Here is a 26,404-nt window from a genome sequence, read left to right as displayed (position 1 = left end):
GATTCCGGTCAGCAACTTCTGCAGCAGCGGTGCAAGGAGTGACGGCCCGCTCCTGCAATCCCATCGGGGCATCACGGGTTGGTGTCGACGCGCAATACCGGATAGAGCCGATAGCGTTCGTCCCATGACGGGTGTCGGCGGTAGAAGAATTCGAGCCGTGCAGCGGGATCGTCGGAAAAGACTTTGTCTTCACGCAGCCGGCGTTCGAACTCGGCCTTCACGGCGGGGTCGCGCAACATCTCGCGTGCCACGCTCTCGGCCACGTAGTCTTCCATGTACTCCTTGCGCTCGAACGCATTGTTGAAGCGGCCCCAGGCGAGCAACGAATCGGGCGCCAGCGGTTCAAGCAGCGCCATGACCAGGCGCGACTTCGCCTGCGCGATGGGCACGAACAGCGTGCCGGCCGGCACGCTGCGCGCTTCCTGCCTCCAGTCGCCTTCCACTGTCAGGCGCTGGCGGGCTTCCACCGGGCTGCTGCCGAAGCTGGATTTCGTGGCGCGAAACGCGGCCACGTCACCCTTCCAGGGCTTGCCCAGGAGGCGATATTCCACGCCATGCGTCTTCAGTACATCGGCAACCCAGGACGCTTCCGCGGCGGGCACCAGGTAGCCCGCTCCGGGCGCATCGACGACGAGGGCGGGTCGGATGTCATCCTTCAGCGGCACCTTCCAGAGCTGCGGTGTTGTCTCGTCGTAGCGTGTCATCAGTGCGCCGGAGACGTCCGAGCGGGTGCGCGTGTAGGCGTATCCGCGAAAATCCACGGTACGCGCGGCGGGCGCGGCCACATAGGTCAGTGGCTCGGGGTGGCCGGCGAGTTGCGCGGCGGCGGCATCGGCTTCCCGTGCACTTGCGAGCCAGTCGCGGCCGTGCGCCGCCACCTGTTCGAGTACCGACACCACCGTGTTGCGGGTGATCTTCACCCGTACCGGGTACTCCTTCCAGGAATGCGTTTCGACCAGCATCGCGATCCGGTTGCGGAGCAGGAAGTAGCCATGCGAGAAGCGGGGCGGTGCCACGCTGTCCTCGAAGCCCGAAGTCGGATCGTCACTGACGACGAAGGACGGGTAGTAGGGGAGGGGCAGTGAACCCTGCGCGGCGAGATCGCCGATCACCGACGTCCGGAGGGCCAGGCCTGCCTGCCGCAGCCCCGCATCGCCGGCATGCACGGGCTCCACCTGGATCGAGATGTCGTGCTCGAACTGCGCGCCGTTGGTCGCGTGCAGGTCCACCGTGACCAGTGGATCCCAACGCTGTACGAGCTGCAGCATCGCCCGCATCTCCGGAGTGTCGGCTTTCAGGTAGTCGCGGTTGAGGTTGAAGTTCTGCGCGGTGGTGCGCCAGCCCATCTCTTTCGGGCCGCGCTGGTTGGGCCGGTTCCATGCGCCGAAGCGCTCGTGGCCGTCCACGTTGAACACCGGCACGAACAGCCACACCTGCTTCTCCAGCGCACCGCTCGCTGCCTTGCCTTCGAGCACCTCGCGCAGCGCCACGAAACCGGCGTCCTTGCCGTCGATCTCGCCGGCATGGATGCCGCCTTGCACCAGCACGACGGGAAGTCCGTGCTTGCGTGCCAGGTCCGGCGTCAGCGCGCCACTGGTCGAGGCCACCAGCATCTTCATCGGGCGTCCCTCCGGCGAGGTGCCGAAGGTATGGCAGCGCACCGCCTTGGGGTACTGGCGCGCAAACGCGTCGCACAACGCGATGACCTCGTCGTAACGCCCGGTTTCAACGAACCCAGAGCGCTCTGAGACGGTAGCGAGGGAAGGCGTGGCATGCGTCACTGGTGCGAGGACCAGCAACAACACGGCATAGAGGGGACGCAGCATGGAAAAATCCTGAACAGGGCAGGGGCGAATGATGCCGCGCAATCGCGGTCAGTCCCAGTCCCCGTTGTCCGCGTGCCCGGCACGCGGGTGGTTCGACCCTGCGCGGGCGGATACGGTACCCTTCCGGGACTTTTTCACCGGAAGATCGGATGAGCACGACCGCAGAAGCCAGCCAGGGCCGCATGCCCCGCCAGATTCCCTACATCATCGGCAACGAGGCGTGCGAACGGTTCAGCTTCTACGGGATGCGCAACATCCTGGTGCCGTTCCTGATCAGTTCGGTGCTGTTGGCCTACCTACCGGACGAAGCGTCGCGCAATGGTGCGGCCAAGGACATCTTCCATAGTTTCGTCATCGGTGTGTATTTCTTCCCGCTGCTGGGCGGCTGGCTGTCGGACCGCTACTTCGGCAAGTACAACACCGTCCTGTGGTTCTCGCTGATCTACTGCGCCGGCCACGCCTGCCTGGCGCTGTTCGAGAGCAACGCCACCGGTTTCTATACCGGCTTGTTCCTGATCGCGCTGGGGTCGGGCGGCATCAAGCCGCTGGTCGTGACGTTCTGTGGCGACCAGTTCGACCAGACGAACAAGAGCAAGGCGAAGATTGTCTTCGACGCTTTCTACTGGATCATCAACTTCGGTTCGTTCTTCGCCTCCCTGCTGATGCCGCTGGTGCTGGCCAGTTGGGGGCCAGCGTGGGCGTTCGGCATTCCGGGCATCCTGATGTTCATCGCCACGCTGATCTTCTGGGCGGGGCGCAAGAAGTACGTCAACGTGCCGCCGTCGCGCGGGACCGACCCGGATTCGTTCCTCAACATCGTGCGTAGCGCGTTGTTGGGCAAAGGGGTGGGCATCGGCACGTTGGTCGCCGCGATCGGGATGATAGGCGCCGTGGTGATGCTTGCGTTGTGGGCGCTGAAGTTCGCCGAGGTCGCAGCATGGCCGGAGGCGTGGGGGTTCGTCATTACGGCGTGTCTGGCGTTGGGTGCCATCATCGCCGGCGTCGGCTTCGGCGCATCGCTGCAACTGGAGCGCGCCCGTGGCCTGCATCCGGATGCCGCCATCGAAGGCGTTCGCTCCGTGCTCCGTATCCTGATCGTCTTCGCGCTGGTGACGCCGTTCTGGTCGCTGTTCGATCAGAAGGCCTCGACCTGGGTCATCCAGGGCAAGGATATGGTGATCCCGCATGACGCATGGTGGTGGCCGAGCCGGCTGGTGAAGGACGCTACGCAGATGCAGGCGCTGAATCCGCTGATGGTCATGCTGCTGATTCCGTTCAACAACCTCGTGCTGTATCCGGCGCTGCGCCGGATGGGCTTCAACGTCACCGCGCTGCGGCGGATGGGATGGGGCATCGCCATCTCCGCGCTGTCGTGGGTCGTGGCCGGCCTGCTGCAGTTGCAGATGGACGATGGTCAGCAGGTGTCCCTGGCCTGGCAGACCCTGCCGTACCTGCTGCTGACGTTCGGTGAAGTGCTGGTATCTGCGACCGCGCTTGAGTTCGCCTACAGCCAGGCGCCGATGGCCATGAAGGGCGTGATCATGGCGTTCTGGTACCTGACGAGCACCTTCGGCGGGTTGTGGGTCTTGCTGACCAACGCCAGCGTGCGCGACCCGGCGGTGATCGGCTGGATCCAGACGCAGGGCTGGACCGAGAACGCGTTCCTGATGTTCTTCTTCGCCGGTTTCGCTTTCGTGGCGGCATTGGCATTCGCGCTGTACGCGCGTACGTATCCCATGCAGGACAACTACCGCACCGCGGCGTAAGGACGAGGGATGAGCGCACCCATTACCCTGCTGCTGATCGCAGTGACCTGCGTAGTCAGCTTCATCGCATTCCGCACACCGTCATTGCTGATGCGGCTTATCCTGTGGCCGCCCGCGATCCATCGCCACCGACAGTACGACCGGCTGGTCACCTACGGGTTCATCCACGCGGATTTCTGGCACCTGCTGTTCAACATGTTCACGCTGTTCTTCTTCGGGCGACTGATGGAACAGGTGATCACCCAGATCAGCGGCAGTCGGCTGACCTTCGTGGCGTTCTATTTCTCCGCGCTGGTGGTGTCGATCCTGCCGACCTACCTGAAGCACCAGAACGACCCCAACTACCGCAGCCTGGGTGCGTCCGGTGCAGTATCGGCGGTGCTGTTCTCCTACATCCTGATCGACCCGTGGGCGCGGATAGGCGTGTTCTTCATCCCCATGCCCGCCATCGTGTTTGCCGTGCTCTACATCGCCTACAGCATCTGGATGGACCGTCGTGGCGGCGACAACATCAACCACGGCGCGCATCTGGCGGGGGCCGCTTACGGCGTGCTGTTCCTCGCGGCGATGGAGCCTCGCGTGCTGGGCCATTTCCTGGAAGCACTGTCACAGCCAAGCTTCGGTTAAGCCGTCATTGCAGTAGCGCTCACCTGCGCTGAAGGTCCTGCGTGTTATCCCGGTGCCACGTCTCACACGTGGAGCAGCGCATGGCAACTGCAAAGACACGCAAGGCAACCCGCAAGACCGCGAGCAAGCCCGCCACGAAGAAAGCGCCCGCCAGGAAGGTCGCGAAGAAAGCAGCCGCGAAGAAGGTGGCCAGGAAGGTCGCGAAGAGTACGACGAAGGCCACGCGCAAGACCGCGACCGGCAAGGCGGCCACGAAGCAGGCGACTCCGCGCGTCGGCACCCGGAAGGCGGGCGCCGCCCCGAAGAAGATCGCGACAAAGAAGGCAGCGACAACGAAGGTAGCAACCAGGAAGGTCTCGGCGAAGAAGACGATAGGCAAGGTTGGCGGCCCCCAGCCCGCGCGCAAGGGTGTCGCGAAGAAGATCGCGAGGAAGTCCGCGGCGACACCCGTGAAGAAGACGGTGGGCAGCGCGGCAGGATCCCGGACCGCTGGGAAGCCTGCAGCACGCAAGACGCCGGCCCGCAAACGCGCGCCGCGCAGGATCACGCCGACGCAGGCGCTTGAAACAGCACGCGCGTTACTGGAACAGAAGCACGAACTGGATCGGCAACCTGCGCCGTGGCAACAGCTCGATCACCACGATCAGGGGGCGGCGACGGGTGCGGGATTCGTCTCTTCGGAAGCCGCAGGCAAGGCGCTGGAGCTGCATGCTGCCGAAAGCAGGATGAAAGCCATCCAGGGCAGCGCGGGAACACAGGACCGGCGCAACCAGGGCAAGCGCGACCATCGCGGCGAGTGACTTGCGACGCCCTGGAGAAAGGGGAGGTGGAACTGCGTGCTGGCCGCGTCAGGCGATGCGGCCGGGACGGGACTCCGGCGCGGCAGTCACACCCGAAGGCGGACCCCTGCGCCGCGCCGGAGCACCCGGTAGAAAGGTCGTGCGATCAATCCACCAGCGAGTGGACGGCGTGCACGCCGGCGTTGTCGCTGCTTGAGTAGGTGGACATCAGGCGCTCGTACACGGCGTTGTTGAGACGCTCGAACTCCCAGTCCTTGGTGTGGCCGGTGACGGTGAGCTGGTACAGGCCTTCCAGCAGGGTGAAATCGCTGGCGCTGGAGACGTCGGGCAGTTCTTCGATCAGGCTCATGGCGGGCTCCGGATTGCAGTTCGTTTGAGCCGTACCACGCAGCAATCGTGCCAACATGCGTTATGAGGTGTCCGTCACGTTTATCCCGGACATCGAATCCTTCACAAGCATGAATGTGACGCGATGCGTCCAGTTCTGCCACAGCAACGTCTGGGCATTGGGTCACAATGCCCCTGAGCCCCCTGCCACGGAGACGCCATGACCGGTGACCAGCCCTCCCTCGACCTGCATCACGACCCGGCCGCCCGCCGCTTTGCCGCCCGGCTGGACGGACGGGAAGCCGAATTGCTGTACTCGCTGCGCGATGGCCGCATGGTGATCGACCATACCGGCGTGCCCGACGCCATCGGCGGGCGCGGCGTCGCCGCTGCCCTGGTCAAGGCCGCGCTGGACCATGCGCGATCGCAGGGTTGGCGTGTCGTGCCCGCGTGCTCGTACTCCGCCGCATACGTTCAGCGGCATCCCGAGTACGTCGATCTGGTGGATGCCTGATGTATCTGGAGGAAGGCAATGGCGCGGCCTAGAATGACGGCCATCACACACCCGGAAGGAGCCCGAACGTGTCCCCCAACATTTCCCCACCCCCCTTCCTCCGGACCGCCTTGCTGTTGATGGCGGTCCTGGCCTTGTCCGCCTGCAAGCGCGAGGCCGCCGTACCGCCCACCGCCTCCGGTGATCCTGCCCCGCCTGGCGCGGCGCCCGCTGACGCGCCTGCCCCGCCGGTCGAGCTGAAGGATGTCATCGAAAGTACGGACCGCTATGTGGTGGGAATCAGTTATCCGGCCTCGGTCAACCGGTATCCCGGCCTGGCCAAGGCACTGTCGGACTATGCGACGGCAGAACGCGCCGAACTGATGGAAGCGGTGGAGGCCTTCGGCAACGACAAGCCCACCGCACCGTACGAGTTGTCGCTGGCGTTCGAGCAGGTGGTGGATACACCGCAGATCGTGGCGGTCGCTGCGGACGGCAGCCGTTATACCGGGGGCGCACATGGTCAGCCGCTGATCGCGCGCTTCGTCTGGCTGCCGCAGCAGGACACGCGGCTGACGGCAGCGGCGCTGGTGCCGGGTTCTGCAGGGTGGCGTGCCATCAGCGACTACGTGCGGGAGCAGCTGCACACGGCGGTGGTGACCCGGGCCGATGAGGACGAACTGGCGCCGACGGATCGGGCCGCGCTGATCAAGAGCACCGCGCGGATGATCGACGAAGGCACCGAGCCCGACGCCGGGAATTTCAGCGAGTTCGTACCCGTGCTGGACGCTGCGGGCCGCATCACGGCGCTGCGTTTCGTCTTCCCCCCTTACCAAGTGGGCCCTTACGCGGACGGTACCCAGGCGGTCGATGTGCCGGCCGCCGTGCTGCTGCCGCACGTGGCACCTGAGTACGCGGGGCTGTTCGCCCGCTGATGCCGCAATGCCACATCACCGCTTCCAGCGCAGGATCACGGACCTGTTGGCCGAAGCGGATGTGCTGATCGGAGGGGACCGGCCGTGGGACCTGCAGGTGCACGATGCGCGCTTCCATGCGCGCGTGCTGGGGCAGGGTTCGCTGGGCCTGGGTGAAAGCTACATGGAAGGCTGGTGGGACACGGCCTCGCTGGACGGTCTGCTGTTCCGCCTGCTGGCGGCCCGCCTGGACGAACGCGTGCACCGCGCAGGCGAGGTCTTCGATGCGCTGCGTGCGCGCCTGACCAACCTGCAATCGCCACGCCGCAGTCGCGAAGTCGGGCGACGCCACTACGATCTGGGCAACGATCTGTACCGCGCGATGCTGGGCCGCCGGCTGGTCTACAGCTGCGGCTACTGGCGTGGGGCGAAGGACCTGGATGCCGCCCAGGAAGCCAAGCTGGATCTTGTCTGCCGCAAGCTTCGCCTGCAGCCAGGCATGCGCGTGCTCGACATCGGCTGCGGTTGGGGCGAGGCGCTGAAGTTCGCGGCCGAGCGTTACGGCGCAAGCGGTGTCGGCATCACCATTTCCCGCGAACAGGCGGAGTACGCCACCGCACTCTGCGCGGGGTTGCCGATCGAGATCCGGTTGCAGGACTACCGGGAGGTGGACGAGTCGTTCGACGCCGCGTTCTCGCTGGGCATGTTCGAACATGTCGGCATGAAGAACTACGCCGGCTATTTCGATGTGGTGCGCCGTTGCCTGCCGGCGGAAGGCCTGTTCCTGCTGCATACCATCGGCGGAATCCGGTCGGTCAACCGCACCGATCCCTGGATAGCGCGCTATATCTTCCCCAATTCGATGTTGCCATCCGCGCTGCAGATCACGCAGGCCATCGAAGGACGCTTCGTACTGGAGGACTGGCACAACTTCGGAACGGACTACGACCGCACACTGCAGGCGTGGCGCGAGAACGTCGAGTCGGCGTGGGATGCACTGGATGCGCGCTACGACGAGCGCTTCCGGCGGATGTGGCGGTTCTATCTTGCAGTGTCGATGGCCACCTTCCGCAGTCGCCGGTCCCAGCTCTGGCAGGTCGTGCTGTCACCGCGCGGCGTCCCCGGAGGCTACGTGGCGCCAAGATGAAGCGCTGGAACGGAAAGAGCAGGCCGGGGCCTGCTCTTCGCATGTCGGTGGATGTCCTGCCGGTTCAGGCGGAGGGCGGCGACGGCAGCTCGCGGGCGTTGAAGATGCGCTCGATCACCTCGGCCAGTTCGTCTTCCGAGAACGGCTTGGTCAGGTAGGCCTTGGCGCCCTGGCGCAGGCCCCACATGCGGTCGGTGTCCTGGTCCTTGGTGGTCACCAGGATGACGGGGATGTGCTTGGTCGTGGCTTCGCGGCTGAGCGTGCGCGTGGCCTGGAACCCGTTGAGGTTGGGCATCACCACGTCCATCAGGACCATGTCCGGGAGCTCGCGCTTGGCGACTTCCACGCCGGCCGCGCCGTCCTCGGCGGTGATGGATTCGTGCCCCAGCTTCTCGACGATGCGCTGGATGCCCAGCAGTTGCGACGGTGAATCGTCGACGATCAGAATTTTTGCCATGGAGTTCCCCAGATTGTCCCCGCCGTCGATTGTAGAGCGTGTTCGAGACAAGACAAATGGGGAACGCGGCCAGCACATGACGCCCGTCGTACCGCCACTGCCGTTCATCCCATTCGCACGAGCGTGCGGCCGAAGGAGCCGCCGGCCAACATGGTGCGGAATACGTCGGGCAGCTCGTCCAGGCGGGTCTCGCGGGTGCAGATGGTCTCCAGGTGGGCGGGCTTCCAGTCGCTCGCCAGGTGCTGCCAGACCGCGTCCCGGATGTCGCGCGCGGTGCCGGCCGAGGCCACCCCCAGGAGGGATACTCCGCGGATGATGAAGGGCATGACGGTGGTCGGCAGCTCGGCACTGGCGGCCAGCCCGGCCGTGGCCACATTGCCATAGGGCACGGTCTGGGCCAGCAGGCTGGCCAGCATCGTCCCACCCACGTTGTCCAGCCCGCCACCGAAGCGCGCGGTCTCCATCGGTCGCGCCGTCGCCAACGCGTCGCGCCCCAGCACTTCGCGGGCACCGATGGCTTTCAGATAGTCCGTGTTCTCAGGCTTGCCGCTTATCGCATGCACGTCGAAGCCCGCCTTGCTGAAGATGTCCACCGCCAGGGAGCCCACGCCGCCGGTGGCACCGGTTACGGCGAGCGGACCGAGGTCGGGGGTCTGCCGGTTCTCGCGCATGCGGAACAGCGCCAACGCGGCGGTGAACCCTGCGGTGCCCAGGATCATGCTCTCGCGCAGGCTGAGGCCGGCGGGCAGGGGAATGACCCACTTCGCCTCCAGCCGGGCGTACTCGGCATAGCCGCCATCGCGCGTCTCGCTCAGGCCGCAACCCGTGACGAGTACGGCATCGCCCTCCCGGAAAGCGGGATCGGTGGAGGCCACGACATGCCCGGCCACGTCGATCCCCCCCACCAGCGGAAACTTGCGGAGGATCTTGCCTTCGCCGGTGCCGGCGAGCGCGTCCTTGTAGTTGACCGACGAGTACGCGGTCTTGATGACCACTTCGCCCGGGTTGAGCGCACTGAGCGTCAGCGCCTCGATGCCGCTGCGATAGCCGGCGGCGTCGTTGTGGATGCGGAAGGCGTTGAAGGTGGTGAGGGTCATCGTTGTTGTGTCTCTATCGTCTCAAAGGATGTCCTGGTAAAGATCGCGCCACGTCGGATTCACATCCTCGATCAGTTGGATTTTCCACATCCGCTTCCAGGCTTTCAGTGTCTTTTCGCGCAGGATCGCAGATTCCATCTGCGCGTGGACCTCATACCAGACCAAAGTATGGATGCCATAGCGTCGGGTGAAGCCATCGACCTGATCATGCTTGTGCTGCCAGATACGTGCTGGAAGGTCGGACGCTACACCGACGTAGAGGGTGCCTCGTGGTTGGCTGGACAGCAGGTAGACGCAGGGAATCCGTTCCCGTGGCATGCAGGCTCTCCTTTGCCTGTCCTTGGTTTCGTCAGTGGACTATAGACCGACCCCGTCATTCCAGCGAACGCTGGAATCCAATGGCCGTGAGTGTCGTGGTGATCGCCGCAAGAGCAAGATGGGTCCCAGCCTTCGCTGGGACGACGAAGGAGGAGTGCTGGCGCGTGATCCGCCCGAAGCCGTCATTCCAGCGAACGCTGGAATCCATTGGCCGTGAGTGTCGTGGTGAATGCCGCAAGAGCAAGATGGGTCCCAGCGTTCGCTGGGACGACGAAGGAGGAGTGCTGGCGCATGATCCGCCCGAACCGTCATTCCAGCGAACGCTGGAATCCATTGGTCGTGAGCGCCGTGGTGGTCGCCGCAAGAGCAAGATCGGTCCCGGCGTTCACTGGGACGACGGAGACGCAGCTCAGCGCAACGACTTGCGCCGCTTCTCGTCCATCCACTTGTCGGCCTGCGCCGGGGAGTAGGCGCGCATCCAGGCGACCATCGCATCGAGGTCGTCGCCATGCCAGAGGTCGTTGCGTTGCTCGGGGTGCAGGAAGCGCTCCTCCACCATGCGGTCGATCATGCCCATCAGCGGCGCGTAGAAGCCTTCCACGTCGAGGAACGCGCAGGGCTTGTCGCCGATGCCGAGCTGGCGCCAAGTCAGCATCTCGAACATCTCGTCGAGCGTGCCGAAACCGCCGGGGAGAGCAACGAAAGCGTCGGACAGGTCGAACATGCGCTTCTTGCGTTCGTGCATGTTGGCGACCACTTCCAGCCGGGTGACGCCCTTGTGCGCGACTTCCCAGCCCACCAGTTGTTCGGGAATCACCCCGATGACTTCACCGCCAGCAGCGAGCACCGCGTCGGCGACGATGCCCATCAGGCCGACGTTGCCGCCACCGTAGACCAGCTGCAGGCCTTCCTTCGCGATGCGGTCGCCCAAGGCGATGGCGCGTTCGGTGTAGGCGGGCTTGTTGCCCGCATTGGAGCCGCAGTAAACGCAGAGGGAACGCATGGGTCAGTCTTCCTTCAAGGGCGAGGGGACGGCGGACGCGACGTCGACGCGGCCGCAGTCCACGCTTTCGATGGTGCCGCCGCTGTAACGCAATGCGGACGTGCGGCGGACGCCCTGTGCATCGGTGGTCTGCCAGAAGTCGATCGCGAAGCTGCCTGCGGGTGGATCACCGGCCGCGCCGGCGGCGCTGTGGCCACTGAGCGTGCTGTCGGGTGGGCGTCGCATGATTGCCAGCGCTTCTCGAAGGTTCATGCCCACGTCCACCAGCGTGCATCTTGCGTGCGGATCATCGTGCCCGTCGGGAGATGTCATGGGGGTGGCCGATGTCGTCAGGGGAATCAGGAGCAGCAAGGAGAACATGGTTTTCCGTCGGCGGTGGAGTCCCGGAAGCAGAACGGCCCGGAAGACCGGGCCGTTGGTGCGGAGCATCAGGATCAGTTGGCCTTGTGGATCGCGCGCTTGTCCACCGCCATGGCCGCATCGTGGATCGCTTCGGACAGGGTGGGGTGCGCGTGGCAGATGCGGGCCAGGTCGTCCGCGGAGCCGTTGAACTCCATCGTGATGACGCCTTCGTGCACAAGCTCCGATACACCCACGCCGACCAGGTGCAGGCCGAGGATGCGGTCGGTCTCGGCATGCGCGAGCACTTTCACGAAGCCGGCCGGTTCGCCCATGGCAACGGCGCGTGCGATCGCCGCGAACGGGAAGCTGCCCGCCTTGTACGGAATGCCTTCGTCCTTGAGCTGCTTCTCGGTCTTGCCGACCCACGCAATTTCCGGCTCGGTGTAGATGACCCACGGCACGGTGTCGAGGTTGACGTGGCCGGGCAGGCCGGCGATCAGTTCGGCCACCGCGATGCCTTCTTCGAAGCCCTTGTGCGCCAGCATCGGGCCACGCACGCAGTCGCCGACGGCCCACACGCCATCCACGCCGGTGTGGCAGTGGTCGTCCACTTCGATCTGGCCGCGCTCGTTGAGCTTCACGCCGGTACCGTCGGCCAGCAGGCCCTTGCTGGCGGCCTTGCGGCCGACCGCGACCAGCAGCTTGTCGACCGTCAGGGTCTTCTCGCCTTCGGCATCGGCGTAGGTGACCACGACTTCCTTCTTCTTGCCCTTGCCGGTGACTTCGGTCTTGCTGACCTTGGCACCCAGGCGGATGTCCAGGCCCTGCTTCTTGAATTCCTTGGCGGCGGTCCTGGCGACTTCAGCGTCGGCGGCGGCCAGGAAGTCGGGCAGGGCTTCAAGGATCACGACCTCGGCGCCCAGGCGCTTCCACACGCTGCCCAGTTCCAGGCCGATCACGCCGGCGCCGATCACGGCCAGGCGCTTCGGCACTTCGGTGAAGTCGAGCGCGCCGACGTTGTCGACGATGGTCTCGTTGTCGAACTTGGCGAACGGCAGTTCGATGGAATCCGAACCGGCGGCGATGATGACGTTGGTGCCCTTCAGCTCGACTTCGCTGCCGTCGTGCTGCTTCACCTTGACCACGTTGCCCGGCTGCAGCTGGCCGAAGCCGTAGTACGGGGTGATCTTGTTCGCCTTGAACAGCATCGCGATGCCGCCGGTGAACTGCTTCACGATCTTGTCCTTGCGGCCAACCATCGCTTCGACGTCGATCTTCGCGTCCTTGAAGCTGATGCCGTGGTCGCCGAACAGGTGGCCCATGTTCCAGAACTGGCGCGAGGAATCCAGCAGCGCCTTGGAAGGCACGCAGCCCACGCGCAGGCAAGTGCCGCCCAACGCGGGCTTGCCGTCCTTGCCCAGCGCGGCGTCGATGCACGCGACCTTCATGCCCAGCTGCGCGGCGCGGATGGCGGCGTGGTAGCCGGCCGGGCCGGCACCGATGACGACGACGTCGAATTGTTCAGCCATTTGGAAGTCCTTTGCTTGTCCCTTCTCCCGCCGGGAGAAGGTGGCGCGAAGCGCCGGATGAGGGTGTGGCGGAGCAGGGATGCCGGACGACGCGGCCGCGGTCGTACCCTCATCCCAACCCCTCTCCCGGAGGGAGAGGGGCTCGGTGCATCACATGCCGAGCAGCATGCGGTGCGGGTTTTCCAGCTGGTTCTTGATATCCACCAGGAACAGCACCGCGTCCTTGCCGTCGATGATGCGGTGGTCGTAGCTCAGCGCGATGTACATCATCGGCGCGGCGATGACCTGGCCGTTCTCGACGATCGCGCGATCCTTGATGGCGTGCATGCCCAGGATGGCGCTCTGCGGCGGGTTGACGATGGGCGTGGACATCAGCGAACCGAAGGTGCCGCCGTTCGTGATCGTGAAGGTGCCGCCCTGCAGGTCGTCCAGGCCCAGCTTGCCGTCGCGCGCCTTCTTGGCGTATTCGGCGATGCCCTTCTCGATGTCGCCGAAGCCCATGCGCTCGACGTTGCGGAGCACCGGCGTCACCAGGCCCTTCTCGGTGGATACCGCGATCGAGATGTCGGCGTAGCCGTGATAGATGATGTCGTTGCCGTCGACCGAGGCGTTGACGATCGGGTGGCGCTGGAGCGCATTGGCGGCGGCCTTGGCGAAGAAGCTCATGAAGCCCAGCTTGATGCCATTGGCCTTCACGAAGTCGTCCTGCAGCTCCTTGCGCATCTCCATGACCTTGGCCAGGTTGACCTCGTTGAACGAGGTGAGCATGGCGATGGAGTTCTTGGACTGCATCAGGCGCTCGGCGATGCGCGTACGGATGCGGGTCATCGGCACGCGTTCTTCCGGACGCGCGCCACCACTGACGCCGGCGGTCTTGCCGCTGGCGTAGTTGATGAGGTCTTCCTTGGTCACGGCGCCCTTGCGGCCGGTGCCTTCGACGTTGGCCGGGTCGATGCCCTGGGTGACGGCGGTGAAGCGGGCGCCCGGCGGCAGGCCGTCGGTGCTGGCGGCAGCCGGAGACGGCTTGGTGCTGGACGGCGCGGCCGCGTCGGCCTTGGCGGCTTCGGCCTTCGGCTGCACTTCCTGCGCACCGGCGGCAGGCTTCTTCTCTTCGGCGGCAGCGGGCGCGGCGGCGGCCACGGCACCTTCTTCGATGATGGCCAGCAACTGCTGGCTGGTCACCGTGTCGCCTTCCTTGAACTTGATTTCCTTCAGCACGCCATCGACGGGCGAGGGCACTTCCAGCACGACCTTGTCGGTTTCCAGGTCCATCAGGTTCTCGTCGCGCTTGACCGCGTCGCCCACCTTCTTGTGCCAGGCGGCGATGGTGGCATCGGAGACGGACTCGGGCAGAACCGGAACTTTGACTTCAGTGGCCATGGGATGGGACGTCCTGGTGGTGTTGTTCTAGGAATTTTGGGGTTTATTCGGCAACGTTGTCGTTGCCGAGCTTGTTGACCAGCGCATCGGCGACCAGCTTCAGCTGTTCCTCGACATGCTCGGCGAAATGGCCGGCGGCAGGCGAGGGTGAGCGCGGGCGGCCGGCATAGTGCAGCGACTGCTTGTCCGCCAGGCATGCCTGCAGGTGATGCTTGATCTGGTACCACGCGCCCTGGTTCTGCGGTTCTTCCTGGCACCAGACCACTTCGGTGGCCTTGCCGTAGCGCATGAGTTCGGCAGCCAGCTGCTCGCGCGGGAACGGGTAGAGCTGCTCGATGCGCAGGAGGGCGACGTCGTCCTGACCTCGCTTCTGCTGGTCTTCCACCAGGTCGTAGTAGACCTTGCCCGAGCACGCGACGACGCGCTTGACCTTCTTGGCATCGGCGCCGGCGTCGGGGATCAGGTGCTGGAATTCGCCATTGGCCAGTTCGTCCAGGGTGGACACGGCCAGCTTGTGGCGCAGCAGCGACTTCGGCGTCATCACCACCAGCGGCTTGCGCGTGGTCATGCGCATCTGGCGGCGCAGCATGTGGTAGCACTGGGCCGGCGTGGTCGGCACGCAGACCAGCATGTTCTCCAGCGCGCACAGTTGCAGGAAGCGCTCCAGGCGCGCGGAACTGTGTTCGGGGCCCTGGCCTTCGTAGCCGTGCGGCAGCAGCAGGGTCAGGCCGCTGATGCGGCCCCACTTGGCTTCGCCGGCGGCGATGAACTGGTCGATCACCACCTGCGCGCCGTTGGCGAAGTCGCCGAACTGCGCTTCCCAGATGCACAGCGTGTTGGGATCCGTGGTCGAGAAGCCGTACTCGAATGCCATTACCGCTTCCTCGCTGAGCAGCGAGTCGATGACGGTCGCCTGTTCCGGCTGCTCCACCAACTGGCGCAGCGGAAGGTAGTAGCTGTCGGTCTTCTGGTCGTGCAGGATCGCGTGGCGGTGGAAGAACGTGCCGCGCCCCGCATCCTGGCCGACCAGGCGCAGACCGTGGCCTTCGGCCAGCAACGTGGCGTAGGCCAGGTTCTCGGCAAAGCCCCAGTCGGCCGGCTGTTGGCCGGCGGCCATCTTCACGCGGTCTTCGTAGATCTTCGCCACGCGCGGATGCAGCACCACGCCGGCCGGGATCGTGGTGATGATCTTCGCCAGCGAATCCAGCGACGTGCGCTTGACTTTGGTGTCGACCGGATCGCTGAGCTTGCCGGACAGGTAGCGCGACCAGTCGATCGCCAGCTCGTCGCCCTTCTGCTTGGCCAATTCGGTGGTGTACTCGCCCGAATCCAGCTTGTTGCGGTACTCGTCCACCAGCGCCTTGCCGCCCTCGGTGGGGATGATGCCCGCGCTTTCCAGCTTGGCGGCATACATCTCGCGGGTGGTCGCGTGCTTGCGGATGGTCTGGTACATCACCGGCTGCGTCGCAGCGGGTTCGTCCGCCTCGTTGTGGCCGTGGCGGCGGTAGCACACCAGATCGATCACCACGTCCTTCTTGAACTGCTGGCGGAAGTCGTACGCCATCTGCGCCACGAAGACCACCGCTTCCGGATCGTCACCGTTCACATGGAACACGGGGGCGCCGACCATCTTGGCGACATCCGTGCAGTACATGGTGGAACGGGCGTCTTCCTTGTTGCTGGTGGTGAAGCCGATCTGGTTGTTGATCACGACATGCAGCGTGCCGCCGACGGCGAAGCCGCGCGCCTGCGACATCTGGAACAGCTCCATCACCACGCCCTGGCCCGCGAACGCGGCGTCGCCATGCATGATGATCGGCAGCACGGTCTGGCGCGCGGCGTCGGTGCGGCGCTCCTGGCGCGAACGCACGCTGCCGGCCACGACCGGGTCGACGATTTCCAGGTGCGACGGGTTGAAGGCAAGCGCCAGGTGGACCGGGCCGCCGGGCGTGGCGATGTCGGCGGAGAAGCCCATGTGGTACTTCACGTCACCGGCGTGGGCCAGGCTGTTGTCATGTTCGAACTTGCCTTCGAACTCGTCGAACAGCTTGCGCGGACTCTTGCCCAGGGTGTTGACCAGCACGTTGAGGCGGCCGCGGTGGGCCATGCCGACCACGATGTCCTTGACCCCGCCTTCGCCCGCGCTGCGAATCATGGTGTCGAGCAGCGGGATCAGCGCGTCGCCGCCTTCCAGCGAGAAGCGCTTCTGGCCCACGTATTTGGTATGCAGGTAGCGTTCCAGGCCCTCGGCCGCCGTCAGGCGCTCCAGCGTGCGGCGCTTGGCCTCCGCGGACAGGCCGAACTGGCCACCGGCGGTTTCCAGGCGCTGGTACAGCCACTGGCGCTGGTCGACTTCCGGGATATGCATGAACTCGACGCCGATGGGGCCGGTGTAGGCCGCCTTCAGCCGAGCCAGCAGGTCACGCAGCTTCATGCGCGTGTTGCCGCCGACATTGCCGGTGCTGAACTCGCTGTCGAGATCGCGCTCGGACAGGTTGTGGAAGGCCAGGTCCAGGTCCGGCGGATTGACCGGCGGGGTCAGGCCCAACGGGTCGAGCTGCGCCCCCAGGTGCCCGCGCGAACGATAGGCGGTGATCAGGCGACCGACGTTACGCTCGCGCTCGTCGCCGCCGGCGGCCACGACATGGCCGTTGTTGGCGGCCTGGCGGGCGGCGTCGGTGATCTGCTGGATCACCACCGAATGCGGGACATCACCCGCCTCGTGGCCCTTGAATCCGTCGAAGTAGGCCTTCCACTTGGGGCCCACGCTGTCCGGGGCGACGAGGTATTGCTCGTACAGGTCTTCGACGTAGGAGGCGTTGCCCCCGTTGAGCTGCGAGGATTGCGCGAACTGCTTCAGGAGATTGTCCACGATGGCGATGGCGTGCTGTGGGTAGTCGAGGGGGCGCTTGCGGCCCATATCGCGCTGTGTCTCACGCGCATGGACGAAAACCCGGAAATTATACCCCCATGCCGGGAGGGGGGCGTAACCGGATTGGACTAAAGGCGCAGGTTGCGGGCAGGCGATGCGGCCGGGCGTGGCGACGGCGGTGCCTGATCAGATGCCCAGCGCACGGTATTCCGTCACGGGACGCGCACGCTCCCACATCCGGGTGAACTCGTCGCTCAGCTGGCGGGCACGGCCGGCATGCGTCAGGCCGGCTTCGCCGTCGAAGCGATGGCCCAGCGGGCGGTGATAGTAGCCGTGATCATCGTTGGCGACGAAGGCGGCCGTATAAGACAGGTCGACCGGGTCCTGCACTTCGCGGAAGGCGAACACGCTGGGCAGGCGCTGCCCGAGCCCGATCAGGGGAGCCAGCATGCGCTGGGGCGTGCCGGCATCCTGCAGCAGCACCTGGATCTGTGCGCCTGTCTGGCGGGTGGCGAAATGGCGGACTGCATCCACTACGGAGGGAGCATCCCACAGGCCCGGGTCCAGCGCGCGGCTGCAGATCACCAGCGTCCGCCGGGCCTGGGCCACGATGGCCGTGGTGATGGCGACCGCTTCGGCGCGATGGGCGATGGTGGCGGGTCCGGACAATGTGCGGCGCAGGCCCTGGTGCTCGATGCCGGCTTCGAAGAAGCGCTCGCCTTCGGGCAGGAAACCCAGGCGGGCATAGAAGCCTTCGGCATCGACCTGTGCGTGCAGTGACACGTCGGGCCAGTGGCGACGGCGCGCTTCCTCCAGCAGCGCGCCCAGCATGGCCGCGCCGACACCGCGGCCACGCCAGGCCGGGAGCACCGCCATGCGACCGATCCGGTGGTCGGGCGTCAGGCGCGCAGTCCCGATGGCATGACCGGCGCCGTCGCGGGCGAGCACGTGATGGCTGAGCGGGTCCAGCGCATCGCGTTCCAGATCGCGGGGGACCTGCTGTTCCTGCACGAATACGGCATCCCGCACCTCGTGCAGCGGCGAGGAAGTGGTGGCGTAGTCGACGGCTTCGACGTGATAGTCCTGCGCGGCCTTCATGCGTCTTCGTCCTGCGGGTCGGGATCGTCGTCGTCGAACGCCAGCTGATAGTGGCCCTGCGCGGCGAGCGCCATCACCGCGTCGCGGCCGGCATCGCTGAGCGTGCCGTACGTGGTGCTGTCCAGTCCTTCCAGCGCCGCCAACTGCTGGGCGTCCTTCACCGGCAGGGCATAGTCCAGGCCATTGCAGAACAGGCTGGCGCCCTGGCGGCGGCGGCGCCATGCGAAACGCGAGAAAGGATGACGCAACAGGCGTGCTCCCTGTTGCAGGTCCCATTCCATTTCGATGCGGGACGGCGTCTCCGGCGCGGGCATGACATCGCCGGACGCCCGATACGTGGTGATGAAGCGGCCGAACCAGTCCCCCACGAGGTCGGGGTCGTTCATGCGCAGGGCATTCAGCGCCTCGACCACGCGCTCCATCGCACGGGCGTCGATTTCGTTGGGGTCCTGCGGAGCCGTCAGGTCTTCGTCGTGATAACGCACGGCCTCGTCGGCATCGGCGATGAGCGTGTCCAGGTAGTCGCCGATCAGTTCCGCCGACGAGGGCGCGCGCATGCCTACCGAGAACGTCAGGCAGGCGTTTTCCGCCACGCCGTGGTGGGGCACCAGCGGCGGCAGGTAGAGCATGTCGCCTGGCGACAACACCCACTCGTGCGTGGCATTGAAGTCGCGGAGCAGCTTGATCGCCACATCGTCCTGGAATGCCAGGTTGGGGGCGGCATTTCCCATCGCCACGCTCGCATCGATCATCCAGCGCCGTTCGCCCTGTGCCTGCAGCAGGAACACGTCGTAGTGGTCCACGTGCGCGCCGACCGAACCGCCGGTGGCGGCGAAGCTGATCATGATGTCGTCCACACGCCAGCGCGGGAGGAAGCGGAACTGCTCCAGCAGCGCGCGTACGTCGGGGTCCCACTTGTCCACGTCCTGCACCAGCAGGGTCCAGTCATGGTGCGGCAGGCCGGGGAAATCCTCTTCCTGGAAGGGGCCGGTGCGTACATTCCACGTGCCGGTGTCGCGGTCCAGGCTGATCAGCCGGGCCAGGACGCCTTCCTCGCAGGCCAGCCCGGCGAGGTCTTCAGGCTGCACCGGGGTCTCGAAATCCGGGAACGCATTGCGGATCAGCAGTGGCCGCTTGTGCCAGTAATCGCGCAGGAAGCGTTCGGCAGGCATGCCGAGCGGGAAATCGCGGGTCGCATCGATCTCGAAGGGAAGGGAGGAGGACCGCGAGGACTTTTTCTTGTTCATGGGTTCGGATTCGCGCGGCGGCAAACCGGGCATGGGAGAGGGTGGCCAGCGTCGCGAAGGACGAGGCGCCGGGCATTGATGCCGATCAAGGCAGCGCACTCGTCAGGGCGATGGCGTGGCGGCTTCATCGGCGAGCCGTTTGTCCAGGCGCACGGTGGCGGACTGCGCATACGCGCGGCAGGCGGCGGCGTCCACGAGCGGACTGTCCGCACGGGGGCCGATCCGCGTCCATAGGCGGCTCGCGGACGGGTGGGGCGTGACGAGAATGCCGCAATCGAGCGCGGCGATGCGTGCCAGCGTGTCGCGGAAGGCCGCGACGTAGCCTGGATGCGCGGCGTCGTCGCTATAGCGATACACATCGTCGGAGATCGCGGTCAGGCTGTCGGCGTAGACCATCGGGTGGCAGGCGTCGCCTTCACAGGAGCGCCAGGTCCAACTGGTGCCGCCGGGTGTATGCCCGGGCGACGCGACCGCTTGCAGCGCCAGCGGGCCGACGCGCACCACGCCGTCATCGGCGAGCGTGATGACATGCCCGACCGGAGTGATGGGTTCCGCCACCTCCAGCTGCGGGTCACGGCGGTCCGGCATGCCGCGTTTCAACGTGTCCACGGCGGGTGCGCGCGCATACACGGGCGCGCCGGTGGCACGCTGCAACTCCGCCAGGCTGCCGGCATGGTCGTAGTGCTCATGCGAGAACACGATGGCGCGCACATCCTCCGGCTTGAAGCCGAGCGTACGGATGTTGGCAAGGATCTGCGCGCCGGCCTGCGGCGTGGCGGCGTCGACCAGGATGTGGCCTTCGTCGGAGGTCACCAGCAGTGCGCTGATGCCGCAGGTGCCGACGTACCACGTGTTGCCGTAGACCCGCAGCGGCGTGGCAGGGTCGTTCCAGCCGGCGTCATCGGTGCAGGCCTTGGCGGCAGGCGTGTCGGAGGCGAGCGCGGCGGTCGGAAGGGCGAGGGCAAGCAAACCGCAGAGCAGCGTGGCGCGAAGCATCATGTGGCAATCTCGTCGTAGCCGCGATTGACGAACTGCAGCAGGCACCAGCCATGGCCCCAAGGGTCGGCCAGGCGGACGATGCGGCCCCAGTGCGTCTCGCGGATGGAGGTTTCCTGTACCAGACCCGCCTGCAGGGCGCGGTCGAGGGCAGGTTCAAGGGATTCCACCACCACGTCCAGGTGCACGGGCGTCCAGTGGCGGGTGTAGTCGCGCTGCGCGTCCGTCGTCGCGACGGAACCCGCGGCGTTCTGCAGCACGTAGATGGGTGCCTGCGCACCCAGCAGTTCCACGCCACCATCGCCGAAACGGCGCGCGGCGGCCAGGCCGAATGCGTGCGTGTAGAGCGCTTCCGCTGCGGCCAGATCGGGTACGTCGATGTTGATCAGCAGGTGCATCGTCGTCCCGTCCGGCTCGGCCCCGGTCAGATGCCGCGCGCCAGTCGTTCCGCCAGGCCGGTGTAGCTGCCGGGTGTCATCTTGCGCAGGCGCTGCTTGGCATCTTCAGGCAGCTCCAGCGTTTCGATGAACGCACGCATCGAATCGGCCGTGATGCCCTGGCCGCGGGTCAGCGCCTTGAGCTGTTCGTACGGGTTCGGCAGGCCGTGGCGACGCATCACCGTCTGCACGGCTTCGGCCAGCACTTCCCAGGCGGCGTCGAGGTCGGCGTCCAGGCGCTGCGGGTTCACTTCCAGCTTGCCCAGGCCCTTGGCCAGCGAATCCAGCGCCACCTGCGTGTGACCGAAGGCCGTACCCAATGCGCGCAACACGGTGGAGTCGGTCAGGTCGCGCTGCCAGCGGCTGATCGGCAGCTTGGCGCTGAAATGCTCGAACAGCGCGTTGGCGATGCCGAAGTTGCCTTCCGCATTCTCGAAGTCGATCGGATTGACCTTGTGCGGCATCGTCGACGAACCGACTTCGCCTTCCTTCAGGCGCTGCTTGAAGTAGCCCAGCGAGATGTAGCCCCAGATGTCGCGGGCCAGGTCGATCAGGATGGTATTGGCGCGGCGCGCGGCGTCGCCGATTTCGGCCACGTTGTCATGCGGCTCGATCTGGGTCGTGTAGGGGTTGAACACCAGGCCCAGGCCTTCGACGAAGCGCTGCGCGAAGGCGGGCCAGTCCACGTCGGGGTAACTGGCCACGTGGGCGTTGTAGTTGCCCACCGCGCCATTGATCTTGCCGGTCAGCTCGACTGCGGCGATCTGCGCGCGCTGGCGCTCCAGGCGCGCCACCACATTGGCGATCTCCTTGCCCAGCGTGGTGGGCGATGCCGTCTGGCCGTGCGTGCGGGACAGCATCGGTTGTGCGGCCTGCGCATGGGCCAGCGTGCGCAGCGTCGCGGCGACGCCGTCCAGTGCGGGGAGCAGCACTTCGCGGCGCGCCTGTTCCAGCATCAGGCCGTAGGACAGGTTGTTGATGTCCTCGCTCGTGCAGGCGAAGTGGACGAATTCCAGCGCCGGCGCCAGTCCGGCATCGTCCTTCAGCTGTTCCTTGATGAAGTACTCCACCGCCTTGACGTCGTGGTTCGTGGTGCGCTCGATTTCCTTCACGCGTGCGGCGTCGGCAACGCTGAAGCCGTCGGCCAGCGCGCGCAGCTTCGCCGTCGCCGCCGCGGAAAAGGCGGGCAGCTCCACGATGCCAGGTTCGGCGGCCAGCGCCAGCAGCCACTCGACCTCCACCTTCACGCGGGCGCGGATCAGGCCGTATTCCGAGAAGATCGGACGCAGCGCATCGACCTTGCCGGCGTAGCGGCCATCGAGGGGGGACAGGGCGAGCAGGGACGAATCCGACATGGGCGCGGGGGAGGGAGCTGAAAGGGAGCGTTCCATTTTACCCCGGGAAAGCGGCGATCCGGCCTGGCGTATCCTGTGGCCCCCGCCAGCCGCCGGCTTCCTTGCCGTCGCGCAAGCCGTGAATCCCTCCAGGAGACGGTGATGACCCAGAAGAAGACCGCAGGCAAGCCCCGCGCCGCACGCACCCGTATCGAGCACGACAGCATGGGCGAACTGCAGGTGCCCGTGGACGCGCTATGGGGTGCGCAGACCCAGCGTGCCGTGCAGAACTTCCCGATTTCCGGGCGGCCGATGCCGCGCGGGTTCATCCGTGCGCTCGGGCTGGTGAAGGCCGCCGCCGCCGACGTCAACGCCGCCCTCGGCCTGCTGCCCAAGGGTATCGCCAAGGCCGTGCAGGCGGCTGCGCAGGAGGTTGCTTCCGGAGCGCACGACGCGCATTTCCCGATCGATGTCTACCAGACGGGATCGGGCACCTCGTCGAACATGAACGCCAACGAGGTGATCGCCACGCTGGCGACGCGTACGGGCAAGGCGGCGGTGCATCCGAACGACCACGTCAATCTGGGGCAGAGCTCCAACGATGTCATCCCGACCGCCTTGCGCGTCGCGGCGCAACTGGCGGTGATGGAGGACCTGCTGCCGGCCATCAGGCACCTGCGCAAGACCATCGATGCGCGTGGCAAGGCGCTGGCGAAAGTGGTCAAGACCGGCCGCACGCACCTGATGGATGCGATGCCGCTGACCTTCGGCCAGGAGTTCTCCGCGTGGTCGGCGCAGCTGTCCTCGGCCCAGGCGCGCATCGAGGACACGCTCACGCGCGTGCGCCGGCTGCCGCTGGGCGGCACGGCGATCGGGACCGGCATCAACGCCGATCCGCGCTTCGGCACACGCGTGGCAAAGGTGTTGTCCACGCGGACCGGTACGCGCTTCGAAAGTGCGCAGAACAAGTTCGAGGGGTTGGCGGCGCAGGACGACGCGGTCGAACTGTCCGGCCAGCTCAGCGTGCTGGCCGTCGCGCTGACCAAGATCGCCAACGACCTGCGCTGGATGAACTCAGGGCCGTTGGCGGGCCTGGGCGAAGTGGAACTGCCGGCGCTGCAACCGGGCAGTTCCATCATGCCGGGCAAGGTGAATCCGGTGATCCCGGAGGCCACGGTGATGGTGTGCGCGCAGGTGATGGGCTACCACACCGCCGTGACGGTGGCCGGCCAGACCGGCAACTTCCAGTTGAACGTCACCCTGCCGCTGATCGCGAACAACCTGCTGGACGGCATCCAACTGCTGTCGAACGTGACGCGGCTGCTGGCGGATGACTGCATCGCCGGCCTCAAGGTGCGTGGCGACCGTGTGCAGGAAGCGCTGGACCGCAATCCGATCTTGGTGACGGCATTGAACCCGGTGATCGGCTACGAGAAGGGCGCCGCCATCGCCAAGCAGGCCTACAAGCAGAACCGGCCGGTGCTGGATGTGGCGCGCGAAGTCACCGGGCTGCCGGAAAAGACGCTCAGGCCGCTGCTGGACCCGGCCGTGCTGGCCAAGGGGGGCATCCATGGCAAGCCGGGTGGCGGGGGCGGTTGAGGGTGTCGCCGCGCGTCAGTCGCGCGGCGGCCACTCGCCCGGGATCTTCGTCCCCGACAGCATCGCCAGCGCGCCTTCGCACATCTGCTGCTTCTGCTCGGGCGTGCCGGTGTCCAGCCGGCCCAGTCGCTGGGCCAGGGTGCGCTCCCGGTATCCGGCCAGCGTGTCGCCGGGTTCGAATTCGGCCAGTGTCAGCAGCCGTCCTCGTTCAATCTGGTCCTGATGGGTGTTGACGTAGCGGAAGTACGCCGGCGCGGCGCGCTGCAGGTAGGTGGCATCGGTCGCGACACACTTCTCGATCAACACCGGCATCGCGAACGTCGCGACGTAGGCGATATGGTCCTGGAACGCGCGTTCGCGCACTGGATCGGCAGCATCCGCCGCATGCGCGGTGGAGATACCCAGGGCGACAGCCAGGGCGATGGGCAATAGGGTCTTCATGTCGTTTCCCGCAGGGTTGGTATGCGCACTAGGGCGCTGGCGCGCCGCCCGGGCGGCGCGGGAGGCGTCAACGGGAGGGGGATTCCGCCGGCTCAGCGGCTGCGGCCGCATCGGCTTCCGCCGCCGCGTTCACGTTCGAGCCGTCCTTCGTATCACCGTGGATGGTTTCGCCGATCGCGCGTCCGACGTCTTCACCTGCGGCATAGCTGCTGCTCTGGCTGCTGCGACAATCCTCGGCGTCATCCAGGTCCATCGTCGCGTACGGCTGGAACGCGGGCAGTGACGCGGCGAGATCCTGCTGCGCCTTGTACAGGCCGGGCAGGCGCTCGCAGATCTTCATGGCCTCGGCTTCCACCTTCTTCGCTTCAGACTCGATCTGCTGCTCGATCTGGTCGGGATTGCCGCTGAAGATGCCTTTCACTGCAGCACCGACGGCCTTGCCCGCCAGCTTGGCACCTTCCTTGCCCGTCGCGATGCCCGCATCGGCGATGCCGCCGAGTTCACGGTGGTACGCCACCAGCAGCGTGCGCTGGGCATCGGTCACCTCGACCGTCTTGCCGTCGATGATGAAGTCGCCCTTGGCCGAGATCTCCGCCTTCGGGTGACCGGTGGCGTTGAGCTTGAGGTTCTGGCCCCACAAGGCACCGGATACTTCGGCGCTGTCGCCGGACTGCGGGCCCCGGGAACACGCGGCCAGCAACAGGAGGGAGAGTGCCGACGCGATCGGAATGATGCGGTTCATGTCGTTCCTTGAAAGTCAGTGATGCTTGGGAATGTCGAGCGCGCCCTTGACGCCTTCGTGGTCAATGTCGCCACTGCCGACGGAGCGGACGGTCAGGCCACCGCTGACGTTGCGGACCTCCACGCCACCGGAGCCAACCGAGCCGACTACCACGTCACCGGTGATGTCGCGCAGATCCGCGCCGCCGGAGCCGATCGAGCCGATCTCGACGTCACCGCTGCCCGCCAGGCTGAAGCCGCCCGATCCGATACTGCCGACATGGGTCGTGCCACGCACCTTGTGCGCCTCCACATCGCCCGAGCCGATCGACACCACTTTCAGGCTGCCGGCACCCTGGATATCGATATCGCCCGAGCCCACCGAGGTGGCGGCGAGTCCGCGGATGTCGCGGCCCACGGCGTGGCCGGAGCCGACATCGGCGCTGAACACCGGCGCGCCCATGACCTCGGCTTCGCCCGAGCCGACCTTCACCTGCACGGGCAGGTGGTCGGGCAGGGTCGCCGTCAGGTTCATGTAGGCGTAGTTGCTGCCGAACGAAAGACCGCTGAAGCTGCCTTCCTGGTACATCCTCACGATCAGCTTGTCGCCGGCACGCCGCTGTTCGATCTTCAGGCGAGCGAGCCGGTCGGCGTGACTGCTGCAGGCCCTGCCATCCATCGCGGCAGGCGCACCGGCGCGCGACTCCACCGTCAGATCGTGCGGGCCGACCTCGAACACCACGGTCTTTGCGTCGCCGATGTCGAGCGTCAGCTGGCGTGGCGCTTCGTGCTTGCAGTACCTGTCCGACGCCAGCGCGGGTGCGGACAGGGAGAGCAGGGCGAGCAGCGGGGAAGCGATAAGGGCGGTACGCATCGGCGGGTCTCCGGAATCAGGTCAGTCATGCGGAAGCTGCCGGCGGCGAGGGGCGGCGCGCCCGGCGGACTCAATGGGGGTTACCGCTTGGCAAACTCGCGGCGGACTTCCTTCTCGCAGTCTTCGACATCGTCCGCTTCCAGCGTGGCATAGGGACGGAATGGCGGCAGGCTGGCGGACAGGCGTTCCTGGCTGTCCAGCAACGCAGGCAGGCTGTGGCAGATCTGCCGAACGCCCGGTTCGATGGTTTCCCTCACGGTCTTTTCCACGCGGCGCTCCAGGCTGCCGGTCATGGCGCCGAACACCAGGCTGAAGATGCCCCGGTCCACCACATCCAACGCCGCTTGCGCGCTGCGCTCGCCGATATCGATGCCGGCCTTGGCGATGTCGATCATCTGGCCGCGATAAAGCAGCAGTTCCTGCCGCTGGCGGCCGTCGATGGCGACCGGCCTGCCTTCGATCAGGAAGTCACCAAGGGGAGTTATCTCCGCCTTCGGAAGTGATGTGTCCTTGTCGTCGGCGCGGTTGCCGGACGATGCCCCGAAGCGCATGTTATCGCCCAGCTGCAGGTTGCCGGTTTCCAGCTCACGGCGGGCAACGGCCAGTTCTGCCCGCACCTCGTTGCGCGCGCTCGCCAGGTCGGCACTGATCTCGCGGTCGATGCTGCCTTCCTTCGTGTTCGCGGCCTGCGCGGCGAGCGGCAGCAGACTCGCCAGCAGCAGGGGCATCAGGGCGCGGTGGATGCGTGTGGAATGCATGT

General features: G+C 66.2%; 25 protein-coding genes and 1 pseudogene. 7 read left to right on the top strand and 19 right to left on the bottom strand.

The window, feature by feature from the left end; translation table 11 throughout:
* Positions 1-71 precede the first annotated feature (71 nt).
* Positions 72-1,826, bottom strand: a complete 1,755-nt coding sequence (locus WBN46_RS00785) for a M14 family metallopeptidase (RefSeq protein ID WP_337729898.1) — start codon at positions 1,824-1,826, stop codon at positions 72-74.
* Between the two features lie 149 nt (positions 1,827-1,975).
* Here WBN46_RS00785 and WBN46_RS00780 point away from each other — a divergent pair, with 149 nt between their 5' ends.
* From WBN46_RS00780 to WBN46_RS00770, 3 genes are all read left to right on the top strand, one after another.
* Positions 1,976-3,592 carry an MFS transporter gene (locus WBN46_RS00780; RefSeq protein ID WP_337729897.1) on the top strand — a complete coding sequence of 539 codons (1,617 nt, stop codon included), beginning with the start codon at positions 1,976-1,978 and terminating at the stop codon, positions 3,590-3,592.
* Between the two features lie 9 nt (positions 3,593-3,601).
* Positions 3,602-4,219 (top strand): rhomboid family intramembrane serine protease, encoded by a 618-nt coding sequence (locus WBN46_RS00775; RefSeq protein ID WP_142125314.1) that lies wholly within the window; start codon positions 3,602-3,604, stop codon positions 4,217-4,219.
* Positions 4,220-4,287: 68 nt separating this feature from the next.
* Positions 4,288-5,019, top strand: coding sequence for a hypothetical protein (locus tag WBN46_RS00770; protein ID WP_337729896.1), 732 nt, complete (start codon positions 4,288-4,290; stop codon positions 5,017-5,019).
* A gap of 145 nt (positions 5,020-5,164) precedes the next feature.
* On the opposite strand, the gene WBN46_RS00765 is transcribed toward WBN46_RS00770, so the two are convergent.
* Positions 5,165-5,368, bottom strand: coding sequence for a hypothetical protein (locus tag WBN46_RS00765; protein ID WP_192201043.1), 204 nt, complete (start codon positions 5,366-5,368; stop codon positions 5,165-5,167).
* 198 nt (positions 5,369-5,566) lie between these two features.
* Between WBN46_RS00765 and WBN46_RS00760 the strand changes: the two genes are divergently transcribed.
* The 3 genes from WBN46_RS00760 to cfa all read left to right on the top strand — a co-directional run bounded on the left by WBN46_RS00760 (position 5,567) and on the right by cfa (position 7,900).
* Positions 5,567-5,860 (top strand): GNAT family N-acetyltransferase, encoded by a 294-nt coding sequence (locus WBN46_RS00760; protein ID WP_337729895.1) that lies wholly within the window; start codon positions 5,567-5,569, stop codon positions 5,858-5,860.
* Positions 5,861-5,979: 119 nt separating this feature from the next.
* Positions 5,980-6,774, top strand: coding sequence for a DUF3298 and DUF4163 domain-containing protein (locus WBN46_RS00755; RefSeq protein WP_337730851.1), 795 nt, complete (start codon positions 5,980-5,982; stop codon positions 6,772-6,774).
* A gap of 7 nt (positions 6,775-6,781) precedes the next feature.
* Positions 6,782-7,900 carry a cyclopropane fatty acyl phospholipid synthase gene (gene cfa, locus WBN46_RS00750; RefSeq protein ID WP_337729894.1) on the top strand — a complete coding sequence of 373 codons (1,119 nt, stop codon included), beginning with the start codon at positions 6,782-6,784 and terminating at the stop codon, positions 7,898-7,900.
* Positions 7,901-7,964: 64 nt separating this feature from the next.
* Here cfa and pilH read toward each other — a convergent pair whose 3' ends face one another.
* The 13 genes and pseudogenes from pilH to purB all read right to left on the bottom strand — a co-directional run bounded on the left by pilH (position 7,965) and on the right by purB (position 22,031).
* Positions 7,965-8,357, bottom strand: a complete 393-nt coding sequence (gene pilH / locus WBN46_RS00745; RefSeq protein WP_093297747.1) for a twitching motility response regulator PilH — start codon at positions 8,355-8,357, stop codon at positions 7,965-7,967.
* A gap of 104 nt (positions 8,358-8,461) precedes the next feature.
* Positions 8,462-9,454, bottom strand: a complete 993-nt coding sequence (locus WBN46_RS00740; RefSeq protein WP_337729893.1) for a YhdH/YhfP family quinone oxidoreductase — start codon at positions 9,452-9,454, stop codon at positions 8,462-8,464.
* Positions 9,455-9,475: 21 nt separating this feature from the next.
* Complete coding sequence (locus WBN46_RS00735; protein WP_337729892.1) at positions 9,476-9,772, bottom strand: GIY-YIG nuclease family protein; 297 nt, start codon at positions 9,770-9,772, stop codon at positions 9,476-9,478.
* Between the two features lie 409 nt (positions 9,773-10,181).
* On the bottom strand, positions 10,182-10,775 hold the full coding sequence (locus WBN46_RS00730; RefSeq protein ID WP_337729891.1) for a TIGR00730 family Rossman fold protein: 594 nt from the start codon (positions 10,773-10,775) through the stop codon (positions 10,182-10,184).
* A 3-nt stretch (positions 10,776-10,778) separates the two neighbouring features.
* Entirely contained in the window at positions 10,779-11,087 is a 309-nt protein-coding gene (locus WBN46_RS00725; protein ID WP_337729890.1) for a hypothetical protein, read from the bottom strand.
* A 122-nt stretch (positions 11,088-11,209) separates the two neighbouring features.
* Positions 11,210-12,646, bottom strand: a complete 1,437-nt coding sequence (lpdA, locus tag WBN46_RS00720; protein WP_337729889.1) for a dihydrolipoyl dehydrogenase — start codon at positions 12,644-12,646, stop codon at positions 11,210-11,212.
* A 150-nt stretch (positions 12,647-12,796) separates the two neighbouring features.
* On the bottom strand, positions 12,797-14,026 hold the full coding sequence (gene sucB, locus WBN46_RS00715; protein WP_337729888.1) for a dihydrolipoyllysine-residue succinyltransferase: 1,230 nt from the start codon (positions 14,024-14,026) through the stop codon (positions 12,797-12,799).
* A gap of 43 nt (positions 14,027-14,069) precedes the next feature.
* A complete protein-coding gene (locus WBN46_RS00710; RefSeq protein WP_337730850.1) occupies positions 14,070-16,898 on the bottom strand; it encodes a 2-oxoglutarate dehydrogenase E1 component in 2,829 nt (942 codons plus the stop codon).
* Positions 16,899-17,084: 186 nt separating this feature from the next.
* Complete coding sequence (locus tag WBN46_RS00705; RefSeq protein WP_337729887.1) at positions 17,085-17,996, bottom strand: GNAT family N-acetyltransferase; 912 nt, start codon at positions 17,994-17,996, stop codon at positions 17,085-17,087.
* 2 nt (positions 17,997-17,998) lie between these two features.
* A pseudogene (locus WBN46_RS00700) lies at positions 17,999-19,243 on the bottom strand (cupin domain-containing protein); the annotation flags it as partial.
* 102 nt (positions 19,244-19,345) lie between these two features.
* Positions 19,346-20,242, bottom strand: coding sequence for a subclass B3 metallo-beta-lactamase (gene bla, locus WBN46_RS00695; protein ID WP_337729886.1), 897 nt, complete (start codon positions 20,240-20,242; stop codon positions 19,346-19,348).
* A complete protein-coding gene (locus WBN46_RS00690; RefSeq protein ID WP_337729885.1) occupies positions 20,239-20,637 on the bottom strand; it encodes a VOC family protein in 399 nt (132 codons plus the stop codon). The genes bla and WBN46_RS00690 overlap by 4 nt, the downstream gene beginning before the upstream one ends.
* Before the next feature lie 26 nt (positions 20,638-20,663).
* A complete protein-coding gene (gene purB / locus WBN46_RS00685; protein ID WP_337729884.1) occupies positions 20,664-22,031 on the bottom strand; it encodes an adenylosuccinate lyase in 1,368 nt (455 codons plus the stop codon).
* Between the two features lie 141 nt (positions 22,032-22,172).
* Here purB and WBN46_RS00680 point away from each other — a divergent pair, with 141 nt between their 5' ends.
* Complete coding sequence (locus WBN46_RS00680) at positions 22,173-23,609, top strand: class II fumarate hydratase (RefSeq protein ID WP_337729883.1); 1,437 nt, start codon at positions 22,173-22,175, stop codon at positions 23,607-23,609.
* 15 nt (positions 23,610-23,624) lie between these two features.
* Here WBN46_RS00680 and WBN46_RS00675 read toward each other — a convergent pair whose 3' ends face one another.
* From WBN46_RS00675 to WBN46_RS00660, 4 genes are all read right to left on the bottom strand, one after another.
* Positions 23,625-24,050, bottom strand: coding sequence for a hypothetical protein (locus tag WBN46_RS00675; protein WP_337729882.1), 426 nt, complete (start codon positions 24,048-24,050; stop codon positions 23,625-23,627).
* 67 nt (positions 24,051-24,117) lie between these two features.
* Positions 24,118-24,792, bottom strand: coding sequence for a hypothetical protein (locus tag WBN46_RS00670; protein ID WP_337729881.1), 675 nt, complete (start codon positions 24,790-24,792; stop codon positions 24,118-24,120).
* Positions 24,793-24,807: 15 nt separating this feature from the next.
* Entirely contained in the window at positions 24,808-25,644 is an 837-nt protein-coding gene (locus WBN46_RS00665; RefSeq protein ID WP_337729880.1) for a hypothetical protein, read from the bottom strand.
* Positions 25,645-25,724: 80 nt separating this feature from the next.
* Complete coding sequence (locus WBN46_RS00660; RefSeq protein ID WP_337729879.1) at positions 25,725-26,402, bottom strand: hypothetical protein; 678 nt, start codon at positions 26,400-26,402, stop codon at positions 25,725-25,727.
* Between the last annotated feature and the right edge of the window lie 2 nt (positions 26,403-26,404).

It is taken from the genome of Pseudoxanthomonas sp. CCNWLW251 (assembly GCF_037402255.1).
Classification (GTDB): domain Bacteria; phylum Pseudomonadota; class Gammaproteobacteria; order Xanthomonadales; family Xanthomonadaceae; genus Pseudoxanthomonas_A.
This window is presented reverse-complemented; position numbering and strand designations above follow the sequence as displayed.